Raw genomic sequence first — 18599 nt, 5'->3', positions numbered from 1 at the left:
TTTTTATTTTCTGTAATCGATAGAAGAATCCAATCAACCTAATTTTATGAGTGTCTCAGCGCGTCGTGTGCCGATTATTTTTCGGCTTTTCATTTTACTGCTCAAATAACAGACAAAAACGCTCCACGACACAACGTGCACCTGTTGCACTGGAGAAAAATATTCACAAAATAGAGAGCTACCCGAAGCCGGACGGAAACGACCGGCGCTGTATGGATTGTTACGAGGTGGCTTAATGCAAACTGCTTTTTCTTCTCCGTCTTCTGCTCCAACTACTCCCCTGATATCGGTAACTGATGCCACTCCGGAGCGTTTTTTACGTCTGCCCGAAGTGATGCATTTATGTGGTCTGTCCCGCTCCACGCTTTATGACCTCATTAAGAAAAATGCCTTTCCGCAGCAGATAACACTCGGCGGTAAAAATGTTGCCTGGCTGCAATCCGAAGTCACCGCATGGATGGCCGACCGTATTGCCCAACGCAAGCGGGGATATGACGCATGATGCTGCCCGTTCAGCAAAAAGTCCTTTTTTCTGGCTTGCATCCGTTGTGTGTTTCCTGGTACAGTTTTCTCGCTGTCGCAAAATCGGCAGCCGGGCGTGAGAACCCGTGTTACTTATTGGCGACACAACACGCGCCATGCGTGTTTTTTTACGTCGTTGTCCAGACACACCTATTTTTCGGGCCGTGGTGTTTATTCCGTGGTTTCAGTCAGATAATGGTGATCCGGGCGGGGCAGCCCTCGGGCTGGCCGGTTTCCAATAAGGCCGGTTTCTCACCCCCGTTCGGGTCGCCACCAGTGTGTGAGAACTCCGGTGGTGGCTTTTACCGCTACTTATTGGAGATTGCTCTTATGGCTACGATCCTTACCCCGTTACACCCGCAGTTTGTCTTTGTGTTTGCCGCCGTCCGTCGCGCAGACCGTAAGCCCCGTATCTGTATGCTCCGCACCGTTGCCGGTGACGAGCTGGCCGCCCGTCGCACCCTTGTCCGCGAATACGTGCTTTCCCTTGCCGCCCGTCTGCCGGTTGTGGAGGTGTCACATGCCTAATAAAAACACACCTCAGACCGTCTCAGCGCGTCGTGATGACCTTAACCCCATGCAGGAACACCTCAGCATAGAGGCGTACCATAAACTCAATCGCGCAAGCGCCGTCTCACAGTTCATTGGTGGAGATTTGCTGCACCGTGAACTGAACGGTCTACACCAGCTATACCTGCCGCAGATTTTTAGTTATATCCATGAGGACGTTAGCTACGTACTGGAAGAGCTGAAAGCCAAAGGCCTGTGCCGTGACTTTCTCGCCACGACATCGGGGAACGGAGGGGAGCACCATGTTTGATTTCCCTCAGCCGGGTGAAACATACCGTTGTTCAGGCTTTCCTGACGTGGTGGTGTCAGGCATTCTGGCCGACGGTATTCCATGGGATATGCCGTACCGCTGCCCGGGGCAAGTCTGGAATCCCTACCGGCGCACCTACACCATCCTCATTCGTATTATCGCTACTGGTGATATGGCAGAAATTCCACTCGGTCGTTTTTTGCGTGAATTTACCTGCGAGTCTCCCGACGTATTTAAACGCAGTCCTGAAAACCGCCATGCTGTTCTGAGTGAGCTTGCCGCAGACCCGGAATTACAGAAATACCGGGTGCGGAATATCGATAAATATCCTGACGATATTCCCCCGGTTAAACGCCCGGCACCGGTGGCGTATAAATGGCGAAATAATTTCAGGCCGGAAACGGAAATAAAACCGGATAACAGCTACCGCCATTATCTGTAATTACAAAACGATAACGAATATTAAATGTGCGTATCTGCGCAGGGATACGCACGACCTCAGGAGACGAAATTATGCCTGTTAACAGTGCAGAACGGCCGCAAAATATAAATCAGCCCACCATCAGCCGGGCAGACCTTGAATGCCTTGAACACCTTCGCAACGTCGGCCAGCTCGTCGGCGATCTGATGTAGGTGCAGGACTGCACGGCCATTCGTCGTGACCCTGCGCAGCAGTTACAGCTCACCTCCGTGATTTACCTCATGACCGCCCAGCTCGACGGCGTGGTCGAACACTGCAATCAGCGCTGGCTGACCGGGGAGGGTAACGTATGAAAAAGCCACTACCGCCCATATTACGCGCCGCGCTGTATCGCCGCGCTGTCGCCTGTGCGTGGCTGACAGTATGCGAACGTCAGCACCGCTACCCGCACCTCACCCTCGACGCGCTGGAAAGCGCCATTGCCGACGAGCTGGAGGGCTTTTACCTGCGCCAGCACGGCGAGGAAAAAGGCCGTCTGATTGCCTGTTCACTGCTGGAAGACTTAATGGAAGCCGGACCGCTCAAGGCCGCGCCGTCGCTGTCCTTCCTCGGGCTCGCAGTGATGGATGAACTCTGCGCCCGTCACATGCAATCGCCTGTTGTGCACTGAGGGAGAAAATAACGATGAAAATGAACGTAACGGAAACCGTAAAACAGGCGTGCGGCCACTGGCCGCGCATTCTCCCGGCACTGGGTGTGAAGGTGCTTAAAAACCGCCATCAGGCCTGTCCGGTGTGCGGCGGCTCTGACCGTTTTCGCTTTGACGATAGAGAGGGGCGCGGGACGTGGTACTGCAACCAGTGCGGTGCGGGTGACGGACTTAAGCTGGTAGAGAAAGTGTTCGGCATGAACGCATCAGAGGCTGCCGGGAAGGTGAACGCCGTGACCGGCAACCTGCCGCCGGTTGCCCCGGAAGTGATTGCAGCCGCAGAGGCTGAAACCGATACCGACCGCAAAGCGGCGGCCGCACTGGCCGTCAGGCTCATGGAGAAAACCCGACCGGCCAGCGGCAACGCCTACCTGACCCGCAAGGGCTTCCCCGACCGGGAATGTCCGGTACTGTCGGCCACACACAAAACCGGCGGCGTGACGTTTCGCGCCGGTGATGTGGTTGTCCCGCTGTATGACGATACCGGCGCACTGGTTAACCTTCAGCTTATCAATTCTGACGGTCTCAAACGCACCCTGAAAGGCGGGGCGGTAAAAGGAGCGTGCCACACCATCGAAGGAAAAAAACAGGCCGGAAAACGCCTGTGGATTGCGGAGGGCTATGCGACCGCGCTCACCGTGCATCACCTGACCGGGGAAACCGTCATGGTGGCGCTGTCGTCCGTGAACCTCCTTTCTCTGGCGAGCCTTGCCCGTCAGAAACACCCGGCCTGTCAGATTGTGCTCGCCGCCGACCGCGACCTGAGCGGCGACGGCCAGAACAAAGCCGCTGCGGCCGCAGACGCCTGTGAGGGCGTTGTCGCCCTGCCGCCGGTATTCGGTGACTGGAATGATGCGTTTATGCAAAAAGGCGAAGAGGCGACACGAAAAGCGATTTATGACGCCATCCGGCCACCGGCTGACAGCCCTTTCGCTACCATGAGCGAGGCAGAATTTACCGCCATGAGCACCAGTGAAAAGGCAATGCGGGTGCATGAGCATTACGGAGAAGCGCTGGCCGTGGATGCAAACGGCCAGCTCCTGTCCCGCTATGAGGCCGGGATATGGAAAATCATTCCACCGTCGGATTTTGCCCGCGACGTTGCCGGGTTGTTCCAGCGTCTGCGTGCCCCGTTCTCGTCGGGGAAAATTGCCTCAGTGGTGGAGACCCTGAAACTGATTATTCCGCAGCAGGATGCCCCGGCACGGCGTCTGATTGGCTTTCGCAACGGTGTACTCGATACCGCCACCGGTACTTTCAGCCCGCATCATAAATCGCACTGGCTGCGCACACTCTGTGATGTCGATTTTACCCCTCCAGTGGAGGGGGAAACGCTGGAAACCCACGCCCCGGATTTCTGGCGCTGGCTCGACCGTGCCGCCGGTGGCAGACCGGAAAAGCGCGACGTGATACTTGCCGCCCTGTTTATGGTGCTGGCTAACCGTTACGACTGGCAGCTCTTTCTCGAAGTCACCGGTCCCGGCGGGAGCGGAAAAAGTATTCTGGCCGAAATTGCGACGATGCTTGCCGGGGAAGATAACGCCACGTCGGCCACCATCGAAACGCTGGAATCACCCCGCGAACGTGCGGCTCTGATTGGCTTCTCGCTGATTCGCCTGCCTGACCAGGAAAAGTGGAGCGGTGACGGGGCAGGACTAAAGGCCATCACCGGCGGGGATGCGGTCTCGGTAGACCCGAAATACAAGGATGCATACTCCACCCATATTCCGGCGGTGATCCTGGCCGTGAACAATAACCCGATGCGCTTTACCGACCGCAGCGGCGGTGTTTCCCGTCGCCGGGTGATCCTGCATTTCCCGGAACAGATTGCCCCGGATGAACGCGACCCGCAGCTAAAAAACAAAATCGCTCGCGAGCTGGCCGTAATTGTGCGCCAGCTTATGCAGAAGTTCAGCGACCCGATGACTGCCCGTGCTCTGCTCCAGTCACAGCAGAACTCCGACGAGGCGCTCAGTATTAAACGCGATGCTGATCCGACATTTGATTTTTGCGGCTATCTGGAAGCACTGCCGGAGCCTGAGGGTATGTATATTGGCAATGCCAACATCATTCCGCGCCAGCCGCGCCTGTATCTGTATCATGCCTATCTGGCGTATATGGAAGCCCACGGCTACAAGAATACACTCAGCCTCACCATGTTCGGTAAGGGACTGCCGGCCATGCTGAAAGAGTACGGGCTAAGTTATGAGAAGCGCCGAAAAAATCAGGGCATACAGACAAATCTGGCACTCAGAGAGGAAAGTAATGCCGACTGGTTGCCAAAATGTGATGACCCTATAGCGAAATAACCTACCCTGACCGGCAATAGCCGGTCTTTTTTTACCTGCAAAACGGCAAAAGTGAACAGTAAAGTATTCACTGTTCACCAACCGTTCACTACATAACCATTTGAATATATTAAATAAAATACCGTAGTGAACAGTGTGAACAGTTTTTCCAAAAAAAAGTTTTTTTAAAGAAATTTATCACTGGTGACTTATAAATAGATAGTTTGTCAATATAGAAAATGTGTATAGCAATGTGTATAACAAATGGTAGTTAAATATATAAAAATCAATAAATACAATGTTTTATATGAAAAGCAGAACTCCTGTGATCTCCGCCAAAAATGCTCATCTACCAACCATGAGTAAGCCTATCGTATAAACATGCTAACTTCCTAAAATAACTTGAATAGCTTGAGTTTTCATTATTAAGTTTCTCTTGATGTTGAACGAGGAAATCCTTCACTACATCCAACTCTAATTTATCCCAAAGGAAAGGGAGATAAATCGCGGCCGACTCCGGTGTCGAATGGTTAATAATATATAAAGTATCTTTATCTTTAAATTTCTTAACAAAAGTCCTCAAATAATTTGAAGATTGATAATTAATAGCTGTCCGATTCACCCATTTATCTAAAGGTAAGCCAGAATCTATATATTCTTTTTGATTTTTGATTCCAATACTGGAAAGATATTTAAACACTACAATATTTGGACTATATCTACCCGCTGATGGAATTACACTTCCAATAATACCATTTGGATCATAGCTTTTATTATCATGCAGCAAGTCATCAAATAAGTCTATGCTGCTAATTTGAGTATAACCACAATTCCCAACTTCAATTTCTTTTCTCTTTGCTTCGGCAACCCCCACTCCGACTATAAATTCAACGTCAGCATGTTTTTCGACTTCATCTATATCTACAACACAAATCTTTTTTTCAGGCTCATTAGATTGAACTAAATTGTAAAGCTGTTCCTTACAATATCTCAAAATTCGCGCTGGAATTTTTCTTTTATTTTCATCAATTGATTCAAATATCGGAATGAAGTCATCCGTCCTTATTAATGTTATTGGGATTTGAACACCATCAATTGATGTATAAGTGTTTGATATGGAGCAATCAGTTAAGCCCTCATCTCTTTCAACAAATATTAGATTATGCTGCAATTGTTCCACATTTTGTGGGCCAATACATGTTGATATAGCGCTAAGCAAGGACGTAATATTTTTATCCGACAGTGAATATCCTATAAAAACCACAGGATGCTCAACAAAAATAGTTATTAACTTCGCTGCAAGATACGGATTTTTCAAATTAAACTCATGGTAATCAGTATCGGTCATAATTAGTGATTTTGGCTTATGGGCGCTTCCGTGTATTTTATAAATCTCAGCTATTGACTGAGGATTTGAGAATAACAACTCATTTTGTCCTGTATAAACCTTGTAATCTGGAAAAAGCTGTTCTAAAAAACAGTCCCAGTTTGTCGTAATTATTCCATCAACATTTAAATTTGATAACAATTTTATTTCATTGTAATAATTACTTTCAGTAAGAGAAACATCGAGTGCATTTGTTAAAAATTCACAAATTTCAAAACGTAGTGCGGATGTTTTATCAACTACCTTCTTATGGAACTTTTCCCTACTACTTGCAAAACGAGCATCCTGCCACCATTCTTGATTAAAGTCTTCTGCAATAAGTCTTGCGGCAGTTGGATAAGTAGAGTCACCGGTAGCCAAATAATATTCGAACGGTTTACCATAAATGCAATATTTTTCTAGAAGGGATTTCCAATCACATAATCCAAGATATCTCCTAGAAAAACCTGATCCTATAAATAAAAACGGACCTGCATTACGCGACTTAAAAATTGCTGTTAATTGTGTCTTAAGCTCTAGATTATTCATTTCATAATCCAAATAAATTATTAGGTTATCAAAATAGGCATTACTTCACAGGGATTATACCTTTGCGTTTCAGCTCATCACGACCTAAAGTTTTCAACCAATTACCCAAACTCATTCCTTCAGCTTTCGCAGCCGCCTCAAACTGAGCCTTCAACTCCGGCGTAATACGAATCTGGAAAGTCGGTGCTTTTCCGGATTTAGATTTGTTAGGGTCGCGTTTAGCTGTTGACATGTACGTACCTACAAGAGCAAGATATCTTCACTGAGGTACGTACCTTAGCATACGAAAACCTCAAATTGAAATGCCCTCGCCAGGTACTCGCAATACCGGACGAGAGCTAACCTCACCAACTATCAAGGAGTTGATTATGGCTGATTCGCATTCTACCCCAGATACCGACCAATCCGGAACCGAGCATTCGTTAATTGTGGGATACCGCCCGAATGTTTACGACAAATCTACGCCGAGAATAATCCTTTCCGGAAAGTGGCTGCGCGCGGCGGGTTTTGATACCGGACAGCAGGTCACAGTAAAGGTCATGAAAGGATGCATCGTTCTGGTGGCGTATAACGAGCAGGAGCAGAGGTTGCAGGACGACTATAAAAGGACGAAGGCAAAGCTCACCGAGATAGAAGACGCGCTTGCAGCGATTCAAACACAGCTTCCTGGAAAGCACCTCGCAAAATCAAATACAAACCACCTGGCGTAGCGACTATTTCTGGCATACTACGAGCTTACAGACATTACCCTTATGAAGTATTTCTGATAAGGGTTAACGGGTCGAAAATGCAGTTGTTCGGTTTTATCGAACAACTGCCAGCGAGGCAGCCAAGTGAAAACCTTAAATGAAGTGATTGCGTCACGCTCACCGGAAAGCCAACAGCGCATTCAGGAGATGGCAGAGGAAATGTTCCTCGAAACCGGTCTGCAACTTCTGCGTGAAGAGCTCCAGCTTTCGCAAAAACATGTCGCCGATCTTATGGGCGTAAGTCAACCTGCGGTAACACAGCTGGAGCAGCGTGGAAACGATCTGAAGATTGCTACGCTTAAGCGTTACATCGAAGCGATGGGCGGAAAACTTAGCATTAACGTGGAACTACCCACTGGCAAGCAGGTTGCGTTTCATCTCTAGCGCGATTGTATCTGTAGTTGATGGCGCAACTATATAAGCCGCATTTTACATCCACCTCAGAAAATTAATTCTGCGAAGTGCGCCATACCCCAGGCGTACAACCATACTCCGTCTGAAAATGACGAATAAAGTGCGCGCAGTCGCTGAATCCCATCCGCTGCGCAATATCCGTCACGCTTTGCTGCGAGTTCTTCAGCAGCCAGCAAGCATAGCGCAGTCTGGCGCTGCGGATAAATTCGCGGGCCGTTTTGCCGAATTCTGCGTGGAACAGACGGTTGAGCTGGCGTTCACTCAATGCCACTTCTCGCGCAAGCCCGGCGGTAGTGAGCGGCCGGGTCAGGAACTGTTCAATCAGCATGACGGCGCGGCGCAACCGCGAGTCAGGGATAAGCGCAAAATTAGCCGGACGCGGGGTAGCAATTTCATGCGGAACGAGCGACAAACGCTGACAGGTGGTGCTGGCGATATCATCCCCGGCATGGGCGCGGATAAGCTCAGTTGCCAGCGTCAGGGTGGAAATACCGCCCGGGCAGGTCAGCACATCACCATCGTCGATGAAATCATACCCTTGCTCAGCATAAACCAGCGGGAAAGCCTGCCGAAATGCATCAAGGTGGAAAGGATGGATGGACGCTCGTCGTTCATTCAGCAATCCTTCCTGTGCGAGGACAAAACTGCCGGTGCCAATGCCAATGAGCGGAACCCCGGCATGGTGGGCATGTGCCAGATACGCTTTATCCCCCTGATACCCTAAGTCCAGATACTGCAATTCACCGCCGATAACAGCAAGGTAGTTAAAACTGTCCGGCGGCCCATGGGGAGAATCCGGCCTCATGATAATCCCCGCATTGCTGATAATCGGGATATCAGGAAATTCACTTATCAGGCTGATTTTAAATGCTAATTTATCCTGAGCTTTCGCTGCATAACGCAGCGCTTCCAGCAATCCAGATACCGCCAGAAGTGAATAACGGGGCCATAATATCAACCCAATATGCAGACACTTTTCCGGTACTGATTTCCCCCCATCGGAGGAGTCAAATACACTTTTCATTTACTTGCCAAATTTAAAATTAATTACATTATCGCAACATGATCTGTCGCACTTTATATTTCTAAGATAATCCTGATATTTTAAATCAAGCATAAATGAGACGGGAGGAAAATATAATGCTTTTCTCGTTTACATCATTCTTTTTTTGAACCACGACACACATATGTCGGTAATGTTCCTAAGGTAAAGATATAGTTACCATTATGTTGTTCATTGATACGCATATAAATACTCTTGCCCGGATAGACAAAAAATTGCGGTTCATATTTTTCCAGCCAGCTGTCTTCGACATTATCGTCCGGGAAAGTCATATTTTTTTCTGACGTCAGCAAATAGAGGCGATCTTTTCTCTCCACCCGAAAGGAAATTTTCCTGTCGATGGTTTTACCCGGATCGCTCTTTGCCCGGCCATTCATGCTCAGGGTGCCGAATTTCCCGTCGAAGGTGTAATTCAGCCAGACCGTCAGCGTCTCATCCGGATGGTGCTGTACCAGATTAGCCTGGCATGAAAAAGGCTGAACGTAAGTTCGGTGCCACAGGTAATAGCCCGTCAGCACGCCTGCCGTGACGAGGCCCGTCACGATGATATACAGCATCTGCCGAAAACGAGTCATGCTAGCTATCCTTCAGGAAATAATCAGATATACAGCGGTTCGGTTCTTTCATTGGCCGGTCGCAGCGAATAACCGACGCACGAGGAAGCAGAGCGTACCAGCTGATGTAAACCCAGGGATATTGCGCGCATTCAGCCTTGAATTGTTCCACATAGGTCAGCGCGGAAGCGCGTTCAGCGTGGGTCTGAATGTCGTTCGCAAGATAAACGCGACAGGCCCCGACGGATGCCGCAAAACGGTAATCCTCAACAAACCGGTTTTCTGTGGCGCTCATATATCCCGTCACGCCTGCCCCGGCCAGGATGACCAATAGCCCCATGACGACAGCCAGCCAGCGCGTGGGCTTCCTGGCAACGGGCGCTGCTGGCGCGGAAGATGTTGATACCTCCTCGATCGCTGGCGCCTCCACACATTCTCCCTCTGCGGGTTGAGGCGCGACAGGCGAAGGCTCTCTGACGGTTATTTGCGTGTCGCTTGCCAGCGTCAGCCCAATACGGGGAATGGTAACGATAGGGTCAGTTTCAAAACCAATCTTTTTGAGCCCTTTGCGCAGAATGGAGATGTTCTGGTAATAGGTATTGGAGGAGACAAGCATGCCGCGGCTTTGCCAGACAATATCAAGGAACTCTTGCTGAGTGACAATCGACCCCGCTCTGTCGATTAATAACAACAGGCATCGGCCTGCTGGCGAATTTAACACAACCATACGGTCAGGATTGTTGATATCACGTAACGTGCTGGCCGCAGGATGAAATTCGACGATATTATTTATAATGTAATGCTTATGCATAGGGGCAGTATGAATTCTCCGGTTAACAGATGTTGAACCTGAGTCACCGCATGTATGTGATGACATTCGCGTCGGGATTAATGTGACTGATTAACGGCATGCTGTATATCTTCGCCATTGGCGAAAAATCTTAATTTATATTTCATCCCTTAAGCTTCACTGAACCTGCATAAGAACTCAACCCTTGTAGAATGCGGCTTGCAGAGCCGATTCATCCGCGATCATCCTCATTATGATGTTTTGTGAAGTGAATTTCCGCGCCACAGAAGTATCTGACTATCGACAGCATCTCTTTTATCAGAGCCTCTCCTTTTGGCGCACTCCTCGCCTCTTGACATTGACAAATATCTACATAAAAAAATATTGTACGCCACGGACATACGTGTCTGAAATATTCAGCACTCTTAAGCCTTAAGTTTTCTCAACCTGACAAATATCAATAAGTTACATGGTTTTTGTATGCTTTTCACCCACCTCTCTATCAGTTTTTATCGATGATAACATTCGTAAATTGTTATTCCCCGTCAGCAACTTCACACCCGCACTGACACCAGACGACAAACTCCTTACAAAACATTTATCAAAGCTAAATTTTCATTAAAAATAGCGGCTATCATAATTTACAGAAAGCGAAGCGGAATAAAACCAATCAGAGGGAAGCGTCGTAACCGGTCTCGATCTCAGTAATTAATACAATTTTAGATTAATTCAGATTACCTCTTTATTGGCCGACGTATAGTAGGCCTACACTATGCAATACGTCATTGCTTCGAGAATACTGGCGATACCCTTATAAATAATTCGCCTGATTACTATTATAAATCGAGGAATAACATGACGAACAATAACCAAATAACACAGCATATTACTGTTGCATTGATGGGCGGCGATCATTATGCAAGAAACGGCATTAAAACGTTATTACGCAGCATCCGCGATGACCTACACATCATTATCATCGAAGGAGGTTATCAGGAACTGGATAAGGCGCTCTCATCGATTCGTATCGATATCTTATTTATATCCGGCGCAGAGAAATACCATACAGGGTATGGCTCACTGAAATATTTAAAAAAAATCAAAGCCACGCATCCTGAGGTGATTATCTGCCTGTACTCAACCTCTGCCCATTCCCTGTTATGGGCCAGGGAAGATATTGATGCCTATATCTCGCTACAGAACACGGTTTATCAGTGGCGGATAAAGCTAGCAAAAATGGTCGATAGCCATTATCGGCCCCAAAAGCAGCCAGCGGCGTTATCGCTGACGCCTGGAGAAAGGAGGGTATTAAAGGAACTCAGGAACGGACTGGATATACGTTACATCGCAGAACTGGAGAAACTTTCTTATCGCCGCGTGAGCGCTTTAAAAAGCTCAGCGATAAGAAAACTCGGGCTCAGGAATAAGACAGATTTGCTGGTCTTTTTAACCAGTTAGACCTGCCGCTTTCAGAGCAAATCTCGTAATAAAAAAACCAAGGAACCATGAAATGAAAGCACGCCTTACTTGCCATTCTCTGCTGGCATTAAGCATTGCCGCCCTGCTGCCAGCGGGCTCAGCACTGGCCGCCACCACCAGCGGCGGCACGGTTAACTTTAGCGGTAAAGTGGTGACCTCCGCCTGTGCCATCAGCGCCGGTAGCGCGAATATCGACGTCGACATGGGTGAAGTGCGTACCGCCACGCTGGCTGCCGCAGGCAGTGAAGCCAGTACCGCAAAAGCCTTCTCCATCACGCTGGAGGATTGCGAAATCGCCGATACCTCAGCGTCCACGGAAGATAACCCCATTGCCGCAACGACCGTGGCTATCACCTTCACCGGTACGCCGGACAGTACCGATGTGAATAGCCTGGCTGCGGGAGTAAACGGCGGCGCGGGCTCGGCGCAGCATGTCGCTATCCGTCTTTATGATGAACAGGGCAACGTCGTCAGGCTGGGTGAGCCGGCAGCAGCGATCCCCCTGCGTGCGGGGGCGAACACCCTGAACTTCAGCGCGAAATATTACTCCCCACTGGGCAACGCCACGGCGGGTGATGCCAGCGCGGTCGCAACCTACACCGTGACCTATTCGTAATCTTCAGGCCCGGTCTGCTGGCCGGGTCTGACTCAGCTTTCAGGAGACGCACAATGCGCGTAAACACATGGATTTGTCTGGCTGGCACGTTATGTTCATCCGCCGTGTATGCAGGCGGCGTGGGGTTGGGTGCAACGCGGCTGGTCTACGCAGGCGCGACGACGCAGACGATGATGCAGGTAAGAAATACCCACCCTGATGCCACGTTCCTGATCCAGTCATGGATGGAAGACGAGAAAGGGAGCCGTACCAACGACTTCGTCATCACGCCGCCGCTGTACGTCATGAAGCCCGCCAGCGAAAGCGCGGTGAAAATCATGTTCAGCGGCAACGCACTGCCAGCCGATCGCGAAACGCTGTACTGGATGACGGTCAAAGCTATCCCACAGCAGGTTAAAAACGGTTCCGGCAATTCGCTGCAATTCGCCTCTGCCAACCGCATCAAGGTCTTTTATCGCCCTGAGTCGCTTCGGGAAGGCGCAGGAGAGGCATGGAAAAACCTTGCCGGCGCCTACCGCGCGGGCAAGGTCACGCTGACCAACCCAACGCCGTATTACCTCACCACCATTAACCTGAAAATTGATGGCAGGCCGGTGTCGCCCGTCATGGTGCCGCCGAAAGCCAGCGTGACGCTGGCAGACACCTTCAGCCATGCGAGCAGCATGAGCTACCAGACGATTAACGATTATGGGGCCTGGACGCCCGTTACCCGCACGTCATTGTCCCAATAATAAAAACAGTAAGGCGTGACCACATGAAAATTAAAATCCTGTGCGCCACGGCGATCGCCCTGGTGATTCGGCAAGCCGTGGCTGCCGAAAGCGAGCTGCACTTTAATCCTGCGTTTCTCAACGGCGAACAGGCAAACAGCGCCGACCTCGCCTGGGTCAACGCCGGGAGCGCGTTGCCGCCGGGCGAGTACAATCTTAACGTGTATATCAACACCCAGTTCGCGTTCACAGGTAACGTCACGTTTCGCGTCGCTGAAAACACCGCCGGTGAAGCCCTGCCGTGCCTTACACCTGCGCAATTCGCCGCACTTGGCATTGACAGCCGTCAGGCGAAAGGGGGTGAGCTGTCGCCTGCGCAGCGCTGCATTTTTTTAACCCGGTCGTTCGCCGATACCCGGTTTGATTTTGACCAGAGGACGCTTACCCTCAACTTCACCGTACCGCAAAGCGCGATGCGCGCTCTGCCGCGCGGGTACGTCAGCCCGGAGAGCTGGGAATCCGGCATCCCTGCCGCGTGGCTGAACTATGTGGTCAATGGCGCGAATAATGACTACCGGGGCGAGACGCGCACGCGGGAACAACAGCTGTTTGTGAGCCTGAACAGCGGCGCCAACCTGGGCGCATGGCGGCTGCGTGATTTCACCACGTGGACCAAAGAGAGTAACGAGCTCACCCACGTCCAGACCTGGCTACAGCGGGATATCCGCGCCCTGCGTGCCCAGGTTTATGCCGGTGAAACGTTCACCTCATCGCAGGTGTTTGACGCCGTTGGCCTGCGTGGGATTGCCCTGAAGACCGATGACAATATGTTGCCCGCCAGCCTGAGCGGTTACGCGCCTGAAGTGCGCGGCATTGCGCGCAGCAATGCCACGGTGACGGTTCGCCAGAACGGTAACGTTATCTATCAAACCTCGGTTCCGCCGGGGGCGTTTGTGCTGAAAGATCTCTATCCGACCTCTTCCGGCGGCGATCTCGCGGTCACCATTCAGGAGAGCGACGGCAGCCAGACGCAATACACCCTGCCCTTTGCCAGCGTGCCGAATCTGGTGCGTAACGGTCAGGTCAAATATGCTCTGGGGGCCGGGAAATACCGCCCTGCGGGCAATCAGATCTCGCCCTCCTTCGCGCAGGGCGAGCTGTTCCTGGGCTGGCGATACGGCCTCACGTTTTATGGCGGGGCGCAGTTTTCCGATCGCTACAACGGCCTGGCCTTCGGTATCGGGCAGAATCTCGGCCGCTTTGGCGCCTACTCCCTCGACCTCACCCATGCCCGCAGCCAGCTGGCTGATAATCAGCACTACACCGGGGATTCGGTACGCCTGCGGTACAGCAAGCTGCTGGACGATATCGGTACGCGGGTCAATTTCTTCTCGCTGCGTTACTCAACGGCAGGGTTTTATACCCTCAGCGATACCACTTACAAAGGCATGGCGGGCGGAGCGCCAGAACAGACCGTGGAAGACGATGGCACCGTCACCACTCACTACGACACGGTTTACAACCTGCATATGTCGCGTAAAGCAAAAAATCAGCTGCTGTTGTCGCAGCCGATGGGCGAATACGGCGCGCTGTCTCTGTCCTGGGATCAACAAACCTACTGGAATACGTCAAAAACCACGCAAAGTTTGCAGTTCGCGTGGAACGCAACGTTTCGTAATCTGTCGCTTGGCATCAGCGCCCAGCGTAGCTCTAGCCTGTACGACAACAAGAAAGACAATATCCTCGCGTTGTCCCTGTCGGTGCCGCTGGGTAACCCGGCGCTGTCGACCCGCCTCCGTTTTACCGCTACCCATGCGGATCCCGCTGGCACCACCGCCAGTACCGGTGTCAGTGGTTATCTGCCGGGACAGGAGAATCTTTTCTATAGCGTCAACCAGCGCTACAGCGCGCAGCAGCACTACGGCGGCGATGCCGCGCTGCAATACGAGGGCGCGTGGGGAGACTATAACCTGGGCTACAGCTACGCCGGTAACTCCCGCAACCTCAGCTACGGGATGAGCGGCGGCGCGGTGCTGCATGAGGATGGCCTGACGCTGAGCCAGCCGCTCGGGAACACCAATATCCTGGTGAAAGCCCCGGGCGCCAGCCATGTCGCCGTGCTCAACCACAGGGGCATCAAAACCGACAGCCTGGGCTATGCGGTGATCCCGTACGCCACGCCGTATCGCGTTAATCAGGTTGCGCTGGATGTCACCACCGTGGGCAATGACGTGGAGCTTGAGAACGCCATCGCCAATAAAATCCCCACCGACGGGGCACTGGTTCGCGCCACCCTCACCACGCGTCAGGGGGCAAAAGCGATGTTTATCGTGCGTCACGCTAAAGACGTGCTCCCCTTCGGCACGCTGGTCTCGTCAGAGGATGACAACGCCAGCGGTATCGTCGGCGATGGCGGCAGCGTGTATCTGACCGGCCTGTCAGCGAAGGGAACATTGCATGCCGTATGGGGACGCGACAGCGCCCAGCGCTGCACGATCCGCTATGCGTTGAACCCGAAAAATTATCAGGCCCGCACCGGGCTGTATTCCCAGGAGGTCATATGTCAGTAACCGTCCGGTTTCTCCCCCTGATCCTGCTGATGTTCATCACCGTCCCCGTACACGGCTATGACGTGCTGGTTTCCGTGACCGGCAACGTGATCGGCAATACCTGTATTGTCTCGGAAGATTCGAAGGAGCAAAACGTGCCGCTGGGCACCCTCGGCGTAAAGCAATTTAGCGAGGCGGGGGCAGTCAGCAATATCAAAACGCCCTTCACGCTCACCCTTGAAGCGTGCGGCCCTACCTTTGCTGGCGTGAAAATCCGCTTCAGCGGTACACCGGATGACGAAAACCCGCAGCTTCTGAAAGTCGCTGACGGCGGCGCGACCGGCGTGGCGGTGCAGATTCTGGATAAAGACAGCGTACTTATCCCGCTGGACACCCAAACCACTGCTTACGGCGCGGCGGGGGATGACAGCGTAAAAATGACCTTCTATGCGCGACTGGCCGCCACGGGTGCGCCGGTCAATGCCGGAGACGTTTCGGCAGTGGCGACCTGGACGACGGAGTATCAATAATGCGTTTACTGTTTTTAGGCCTGTTTTTCATGACCTCTCAGGCGCTTGCCCTCTCCTGGACATCGGATATCACCCTTTCGCCAACACCCATGTCATGGTCCGGCCCGGCAGATTCCATCGTGCCCGGAAATACGATCGGCTCTGAATGGAGCGCCACTGCGAGCGTCTCGGAAGTGTTCTGGTGCGGCCTGGTTTTTACCTGCTCCAAAGGGACGCTGGAGCCGAGCAGCAGCGTAACGGCCACCGGCATCACGGTTATTCTTGATGGTGCAAATTACATGGTATTTGAAACGGGCGTGCCCGGCATCGGCTTCATTCTTGGGCTTAAAGATTATAATGGCACCACCTATGTCCCGATGCAGACGGGCATTACGCAGAGTTATCCGGCCGACGGGACTAACGGTTACGCCTCCACACTGGGCTGGTCGGCAAAAGTGACGTTTATCAAGACCGGCGTTCCGCTGAAATCCGGCGTATACCAGACCCCCACCATTAATGCGGCGATCCTGACGGCCTATAACAACGAAGTGAAAACCGCACAGGTGATCATCAACCCGACCACCATCACGGTGACGGCAAGCGGCTGCACGGTAGGCACGAAAAGCGCCAACGTCGACCTGGGCACCATTGATGTTCACACGCTACCCAGCGTAGGCAGTACCTCGCCATCGGAGGCGTTTAACGTCAGCCTGACCTGCGATGAGAACGTGGCGGTTAACGCAGTAATGACCGATCAGACCACGCCGTCAAATACCTCGTCGGTCGTGACGCTGACCGGGGACTCCACGGCCTCCGGCATTGGCGTGCAGTTTTTCTATAACGGTACCGGGCCGCTGATGATGGGGCCAGACAGCTCGGCCGCAGGCACGACGGGACAGTTTTTCATCCAGACCACCAGCGCAGCACAAACGCTGTCGCTGCCGTTCCAGGCGCAGTACATCCGAACCGGAGAGCTGGTCCCCGGCTCGGCTAACGCCCTGGCGAGCATTACGTTTTCGTATCAGTAGGTCAGTGTTTAACCCACACCAGCTGATCGACCCGGAAGCCCAGATCGCGTGCGGTATTCAGGTAGTCCTGTTTTACCGCATCCGGAATGGTCGGGGTGCGCGATAAAATCCACAGGTAGTCGCGGTTCGGGCCGCTGACCAGCGCGTACTGGTACTTATCGTCCAGCTTGATCACGTTATAGCCGCCGTAGAACGGGCCGAAGAACGATACCTTCAGCGCAGCCGTAGTCGGTTCGCCGGTAAAGTACGCCTTTCCTTCGCTCTCATTCCACTTGTTCTTCACCGGATCATAGCCACGATTCAGTACGCTGATACCGCCATCGCTGCGCTTGCCGTACGTCGCGGTCACCTGTTCCAGACCGCGCTCGAAGCGATTTTCCAGTCGGGCGACTTCATACCATTTGCCGAGATAGCGGCTGGCATCAAAGCCGGTAATGGGCTGCACGCCTTTCGGCGGCGTGGGAGATTTACAGGCAACCAGCGTCAGCGCAATGGCGACACCGGTAACGACAGGCCATAGCCTCATGAGAACTCCTTTCATTTACGCGGTTGGACGTTAAGTGTAGCGCACCCGTGCGGCGCTTCATCCCGTCGGGGAATATTCGTAGTATATTGAGACTACTCCTTCTCTTCGGATGCAGACATGGCTTACTCCATCGGCGAATTCGCCAGACTCAGCGGCATCACCGCCACCACGCTGCGGGCGTGGCAGCGACGCTATGGATTACTCAAACCCGAGCGTACGGACGGCGGTCACCGCCTGTACAGCGATGAGGACGTTCAGCAGGCGCTGAAAATCCTCGACTGGGTTAAAAAAGGCGTACCCATCGGCCAGGTAAAATCACTGCTGGAACGTCCTGTGCCGCGCCGCGCCAATAACTGGCAAACCCTGCAACAGGCCATGCTGCAAAAGTTGCAGGAGGGGAAAATTGAATCCCTGCGTCAGATGATTTACGACGCCGGACGCGAATACCCAAGGCCAGAGCTGGTCACTAACGTGCTGCGTCCGTTGCGCAGCCAGATATCGGCCAACGTCGCCGCCGCCATGACGCTGCGTGAGATCCTCGACGGCATCCTCATCGCCTACACCTCGTTTTGCCTTGAGGGCGATAAAAAAGCGCCGGGCGATAACATCCTCATCAGCGGCTGGCATCTGAACGACCCGTGTGAGATCTGGCTTGAAGCCCTGACGCGCACCGGCCAGGGCCACCGCATCGACATACTGCCGGTTCCCCCTGCCGCGCTGGCCCCGGAAATTTTTCCGGATCGCAAATGGCTGCTGGTTACCAGCGGTAAACTTACCGCCGCGCGAAAAAAGCAGGTTGCGCAGTGGCAGCAGCAAGTTTCCCTTGAGGTAATTATCCTCTGATTATTTTCTGCTGTGGCAAACTTCACGAAAAGTTGAATATTTTTTCGCGCAGCGAGTGCTAACGTTTTCCTGTCACCGACAACTCAACAGGAAA

21 protein-coding genes and 1 pseudogene are annotated in these 18599 nt (G+C 52.2%); 16 read left to right on the top strand and 6 right to left on the bottom strand.

The window, feature by feature from the left end:
• The first annotated feature begins 235 nt into the window (after window positions 1-235).
• From ACQG0S_RS00530 to ACQG0S_RS00500, 7 genes and pseudogenes are all read left to right on the top strand, one after another.
• Window positions 236-502, top strand: a complete 267-nt coding sequence (locus ACQG0S_RS00530; protein WP_048966538.1) for a helix-turn-helix transcriptional regulator — start codon at window positions 236-238, stop codon at window positions 500-502.
• The gene (locus ACQG0S_RS00525) at window positions 499-1050 is read left to right on the top strand and encodes a host cell division inhibitor Icd-like protein (RefSeq protein WP_048966537.1); all 552 of its coding nucleotides are present in this window, start codon (window positions 499-501) and stop codon (window positions 1048-1050) included. Before ACQG0S_RS00530 ends, ACQG0S_RS00525 begins: the two co-directional genes overlap by 4 nt.
• Window positions 1043-1342 carry a hypothetical protein gene (locus ACQG0S_RS00520; protein WP_017694617.1) on the top strand — a complete coding sequence of 100 codons (300 nt, stop codon included), beginning with the start codon at window positions 1043-1045 and terminating at the stop codon, window positions 1340-1342. The genes ACQG0S_RS00525 and ACQG0S_RS00520 overlap by 8 nt, the downstream gene beginning before the upstream one ends.
• Complete coding sequence (locus tag ACQG0S_RS00515) at window positions 1335-1784, top strand: hypothetical protein (protein ID WP_017694616.1); 450 nt, start codon at window positions 1335-1337, stop codon at window positions 1782-1784. Before ACQG0S_RS00520 ends, ACQG0S_RS00515 begins: the two co-directional genes overlap by 8 nt.
• A 104-nt stretch (window positions 1785-1888) precedes the next feature.
• Window positions 1889-2116 (top strand): annotated as a pseudogene (locus tag ACQG0S_RS00510) (hypothetical protein).
• Entirely contained in the window at window positions 2113-2433 is a 321-nt protein-coding gene (locus tag ACQG0S_RS00505) for a DUF5375 domain-containing protein (protein WP_048966536.1), read from the top strand. The pseudogene ACQG0S_RS00510 and the gene ACQG0S_RS00505 overlap by 4 nt, the downstream one beginning before the upstream one ends.
• Window positions 2434-2447: 14 nt before the next feature.
• Entirely contained in the window at window positions 2448-4781 is a 2334-nt protein-coding gene (locus tag ACQG0S_RS00500) for a primase-like DNA-binding domain-containing protein (RefSeq protein ID WP_048966535.1), read from the top strand.
• 328 nt (window positions 4782-5109) lie between these two features.
• Here ACQG0S_RS00500 and ACQG0S_RS00495 read toward each other — a convergent pair whose 3' ends face one another.
• The gene (locus tag ACQG0S_RS00495) at window positions 5110-6675 is read right to left on the bottom strand and encodes an SIR2 family protein (RefSeq protein WP_048966534.1); all 1566 of its coding nucleotides are present in this window, start codon (window positions 6673-6675) and stop codon (window positions 5110-5112) included.
• Window positions 6676-6715: 40 nt separating this feature from the next.
• Complete coding sequence (locus ACQG0S_RS00490) at window positions 6716-6907, bottom strand: toxin-antitoxin system HicB family antitoxin (RefSeq protein WP_063137887.1); 192 nt, start codon at window positions 6905-6907, stop codon at window positions 6716-6718.
• Window positions 6908-7043: 136 nt separating this feature from the next.
• Here ACQG0S_RS00490 and ACQG0S_RS00485 point away from each other — a divergent pair, with 136 nt between their 5' ends.
• Window positions 7044-7385, top strand: a complete 342-nt coding sequence (locus ACQG0S_RS00485; RefSeq protein ID WP_038415015.1) for a SymE family type I addiction module toxin — start codon at window positions 7044-7046, stop codon at window positions 7383-7385.
• Between the two features lie 123 nt (window positions 7386-7508).
• On the top strand, window positions 7509-7808 hold the full coding sequence (locus tag ACQG0S_RS00480) for a helix-turn-helix domain-containing protein (protein ID WP_023299004.1): 300 nt from the start codon (window positions 7509-7511) through the stop codon (window positions 7806-7808).
• A gap of 64 nt (window positions 7809-7872) precedes the next feature.
• Here the strand turns inward: ACQG0S_RS00480 and ACQG0S_RS00475 are convergent, their stop codons facing one another.
• The 3 genes from ACQG0S_RS00475 to ACQG0S_RS00465 form a co-directional block, all read right to left on the bottom strand.
• Window positions 7873-8754: a GlxA family transcriptional regulator gene (locus tag ACQG0S_RS00475; RefSeq protein ID WP_032622044.1), complete on the bottom strand. Its 882-nt coding sequence runs from the start codon at window positions 8752-8754 to the stop codon at window positions 7873-7875.
• Window positions 8755-8996: 242 nt separating this feature from the next.
• Window positions 8997-9476 (bottom strand): hypothetical protein, encoded by a 480-nt coding sequence (locus ACQG0S_RS00470; RefSeq protein ID WP_063137888.1) that lies wholly within the window; start codon window positions 9474-9476, stop codon window positions 8997-8999.
• 1 nt (window position 9477) lies between these two features.
• Window positions 9478-10266 (bottom strand): winged helix-turn-helix domain-containing protein, encoded by a 789-nt coding sequence (locus ACQG0S_RS00465; RefSeq protein WP_048966532.1) that lies wholly within the window; start codon window positions 10264-10266, stop codon window positions 9478-9480.
• An 834-nt stretch (window positions 10267-11100) separates the two neighbouring features.
• On the opposite strand from ACQG0S_RS00465, the gene ACQG0S_RS00460 reads away from it, so the two are divergent.
• The 6 genes from ACQG0S_RS00460 to ACQG0S_RS00435 are packed head-to-tail and all read left to right on the top strand — an operon-like array spanning window position 11101 to window position 17136.
• On the top strand, window positions 11101-11703 hold the full coding sequence (locus ACQG0S_RS00460; RefSeq protein WP_022646604.1) for a helix-turn-helix domain-containing protein: 603 nt from the start codon (window positions 11101-11103) through the stop codon (window positions 11701-11703).
• A 52-nt stretch (window positions 11704-11755) separates the two neighbouring features.
• Window positions 11756-12340: a fimbrial protein gene (locus tag ACQG0S_RS00455; RefSeq protein WP_023299002.1), complete on the top strand. Its 585-nt coding sequence runs from the start codon at window positions 11756-11758 to the stop codon at window positions 12338-12340.
• Window positions 12341-12393: 53 nt separating this feature from the next.
• Window positions 12394-13071 (top strand): fimbrial biogenesis chaperone, encoded by a 678-nt coding sequence (locus ACQG0S_RS00450; RefSeq protein ID WP_022646602.1) that lies wholly within the window; start codon window positions 12394-12396, stop codon window positions 13069-13071.
• Window positions 13072-13094: 23 nt separating this feature from the next.
• Window positions 13095-15620, top strand: a complete 2526-nt coding sequence (locus ACQG0S_RS00445; RefSeq protein WP_048966531.1) for a fimbria/pilus outer membrane usher protein — start codon at window positions 13095-13097, stop codon at window positions 15618-15620.
• Window positions 15611-16129, top strand: coding sequence for a fimbrial protein (locus tag ACQG0S_RS00440; RefSeq protein ID WP_022646600.1), 519 nt, complete (start codon window positions 15611-15613; stop codon window positions 16127-16129). Before ACQG0S_RS00445 ends, ACQG0S_RS00440 begins: the two co-directional genes overlap by 10 nt.
• A complete protein-coding gene (locus ACQG0S_RS00435) occupies window positions 16129-17136 on the top strand; it encodes a fimbrial protein (RefSeq protein ID WP_022646599.1) in 1008 nt (335 codons plus the stop codon). The genes ACQG0S_RS00440 and ACQG0S_RS00435 overlap by 1 nt, the downstream gene beginning before the upstream one ends.
• Before the next feature lies 1 nt (window position 17137).
• On the opposite strand, the gene ACQG0S_RS00430 is transcribed toward ACQG0S_RS00435, so the two are convergent.
• On the bottom strand, window positions 17138-17662 hold the full coding sequence (locus ACQG0S_RS00430) for a lipocalin family protein (protein ID WP_023305169.1): 525 nt from the start codon (window positions 17660-17662) through the stop codon (window positions 17138-17140).
• A gap of 117 nt (window positions 17663-17779) precedes the next feature.
• On the opposite strand from ACQG0S_RS00430, the gene ACQG0S_RS00425 reads away from it, so the two are divergent.
• Window positions 17780-18505, top strand: coding sequence for a MerR family transcriptional regulator (locus ACQG0S_RS00425; protein ID WP_022646597.1), 726 nt, complete (start codon window positions 17780-17782; stop codon window positions 18503-18505).
• The last annotated feature ends 94 nt before the right edge of the window (window positions 18506-18599 follow it).

The sequence above is a fragment of the Enterobacter cloacae complex sp. 418I7 genome, assembly GCF_050030705.1.
GTDB lineage: Bacteria > Pseudomonadota > Gammaproteobacteria > Enterobacterales > Enterobacteriaceae > Enterobacter > Enterobacter intestinihominis.
This window is presented reverse-complemented; position numbering and strand designations above follow the sequence as displayed.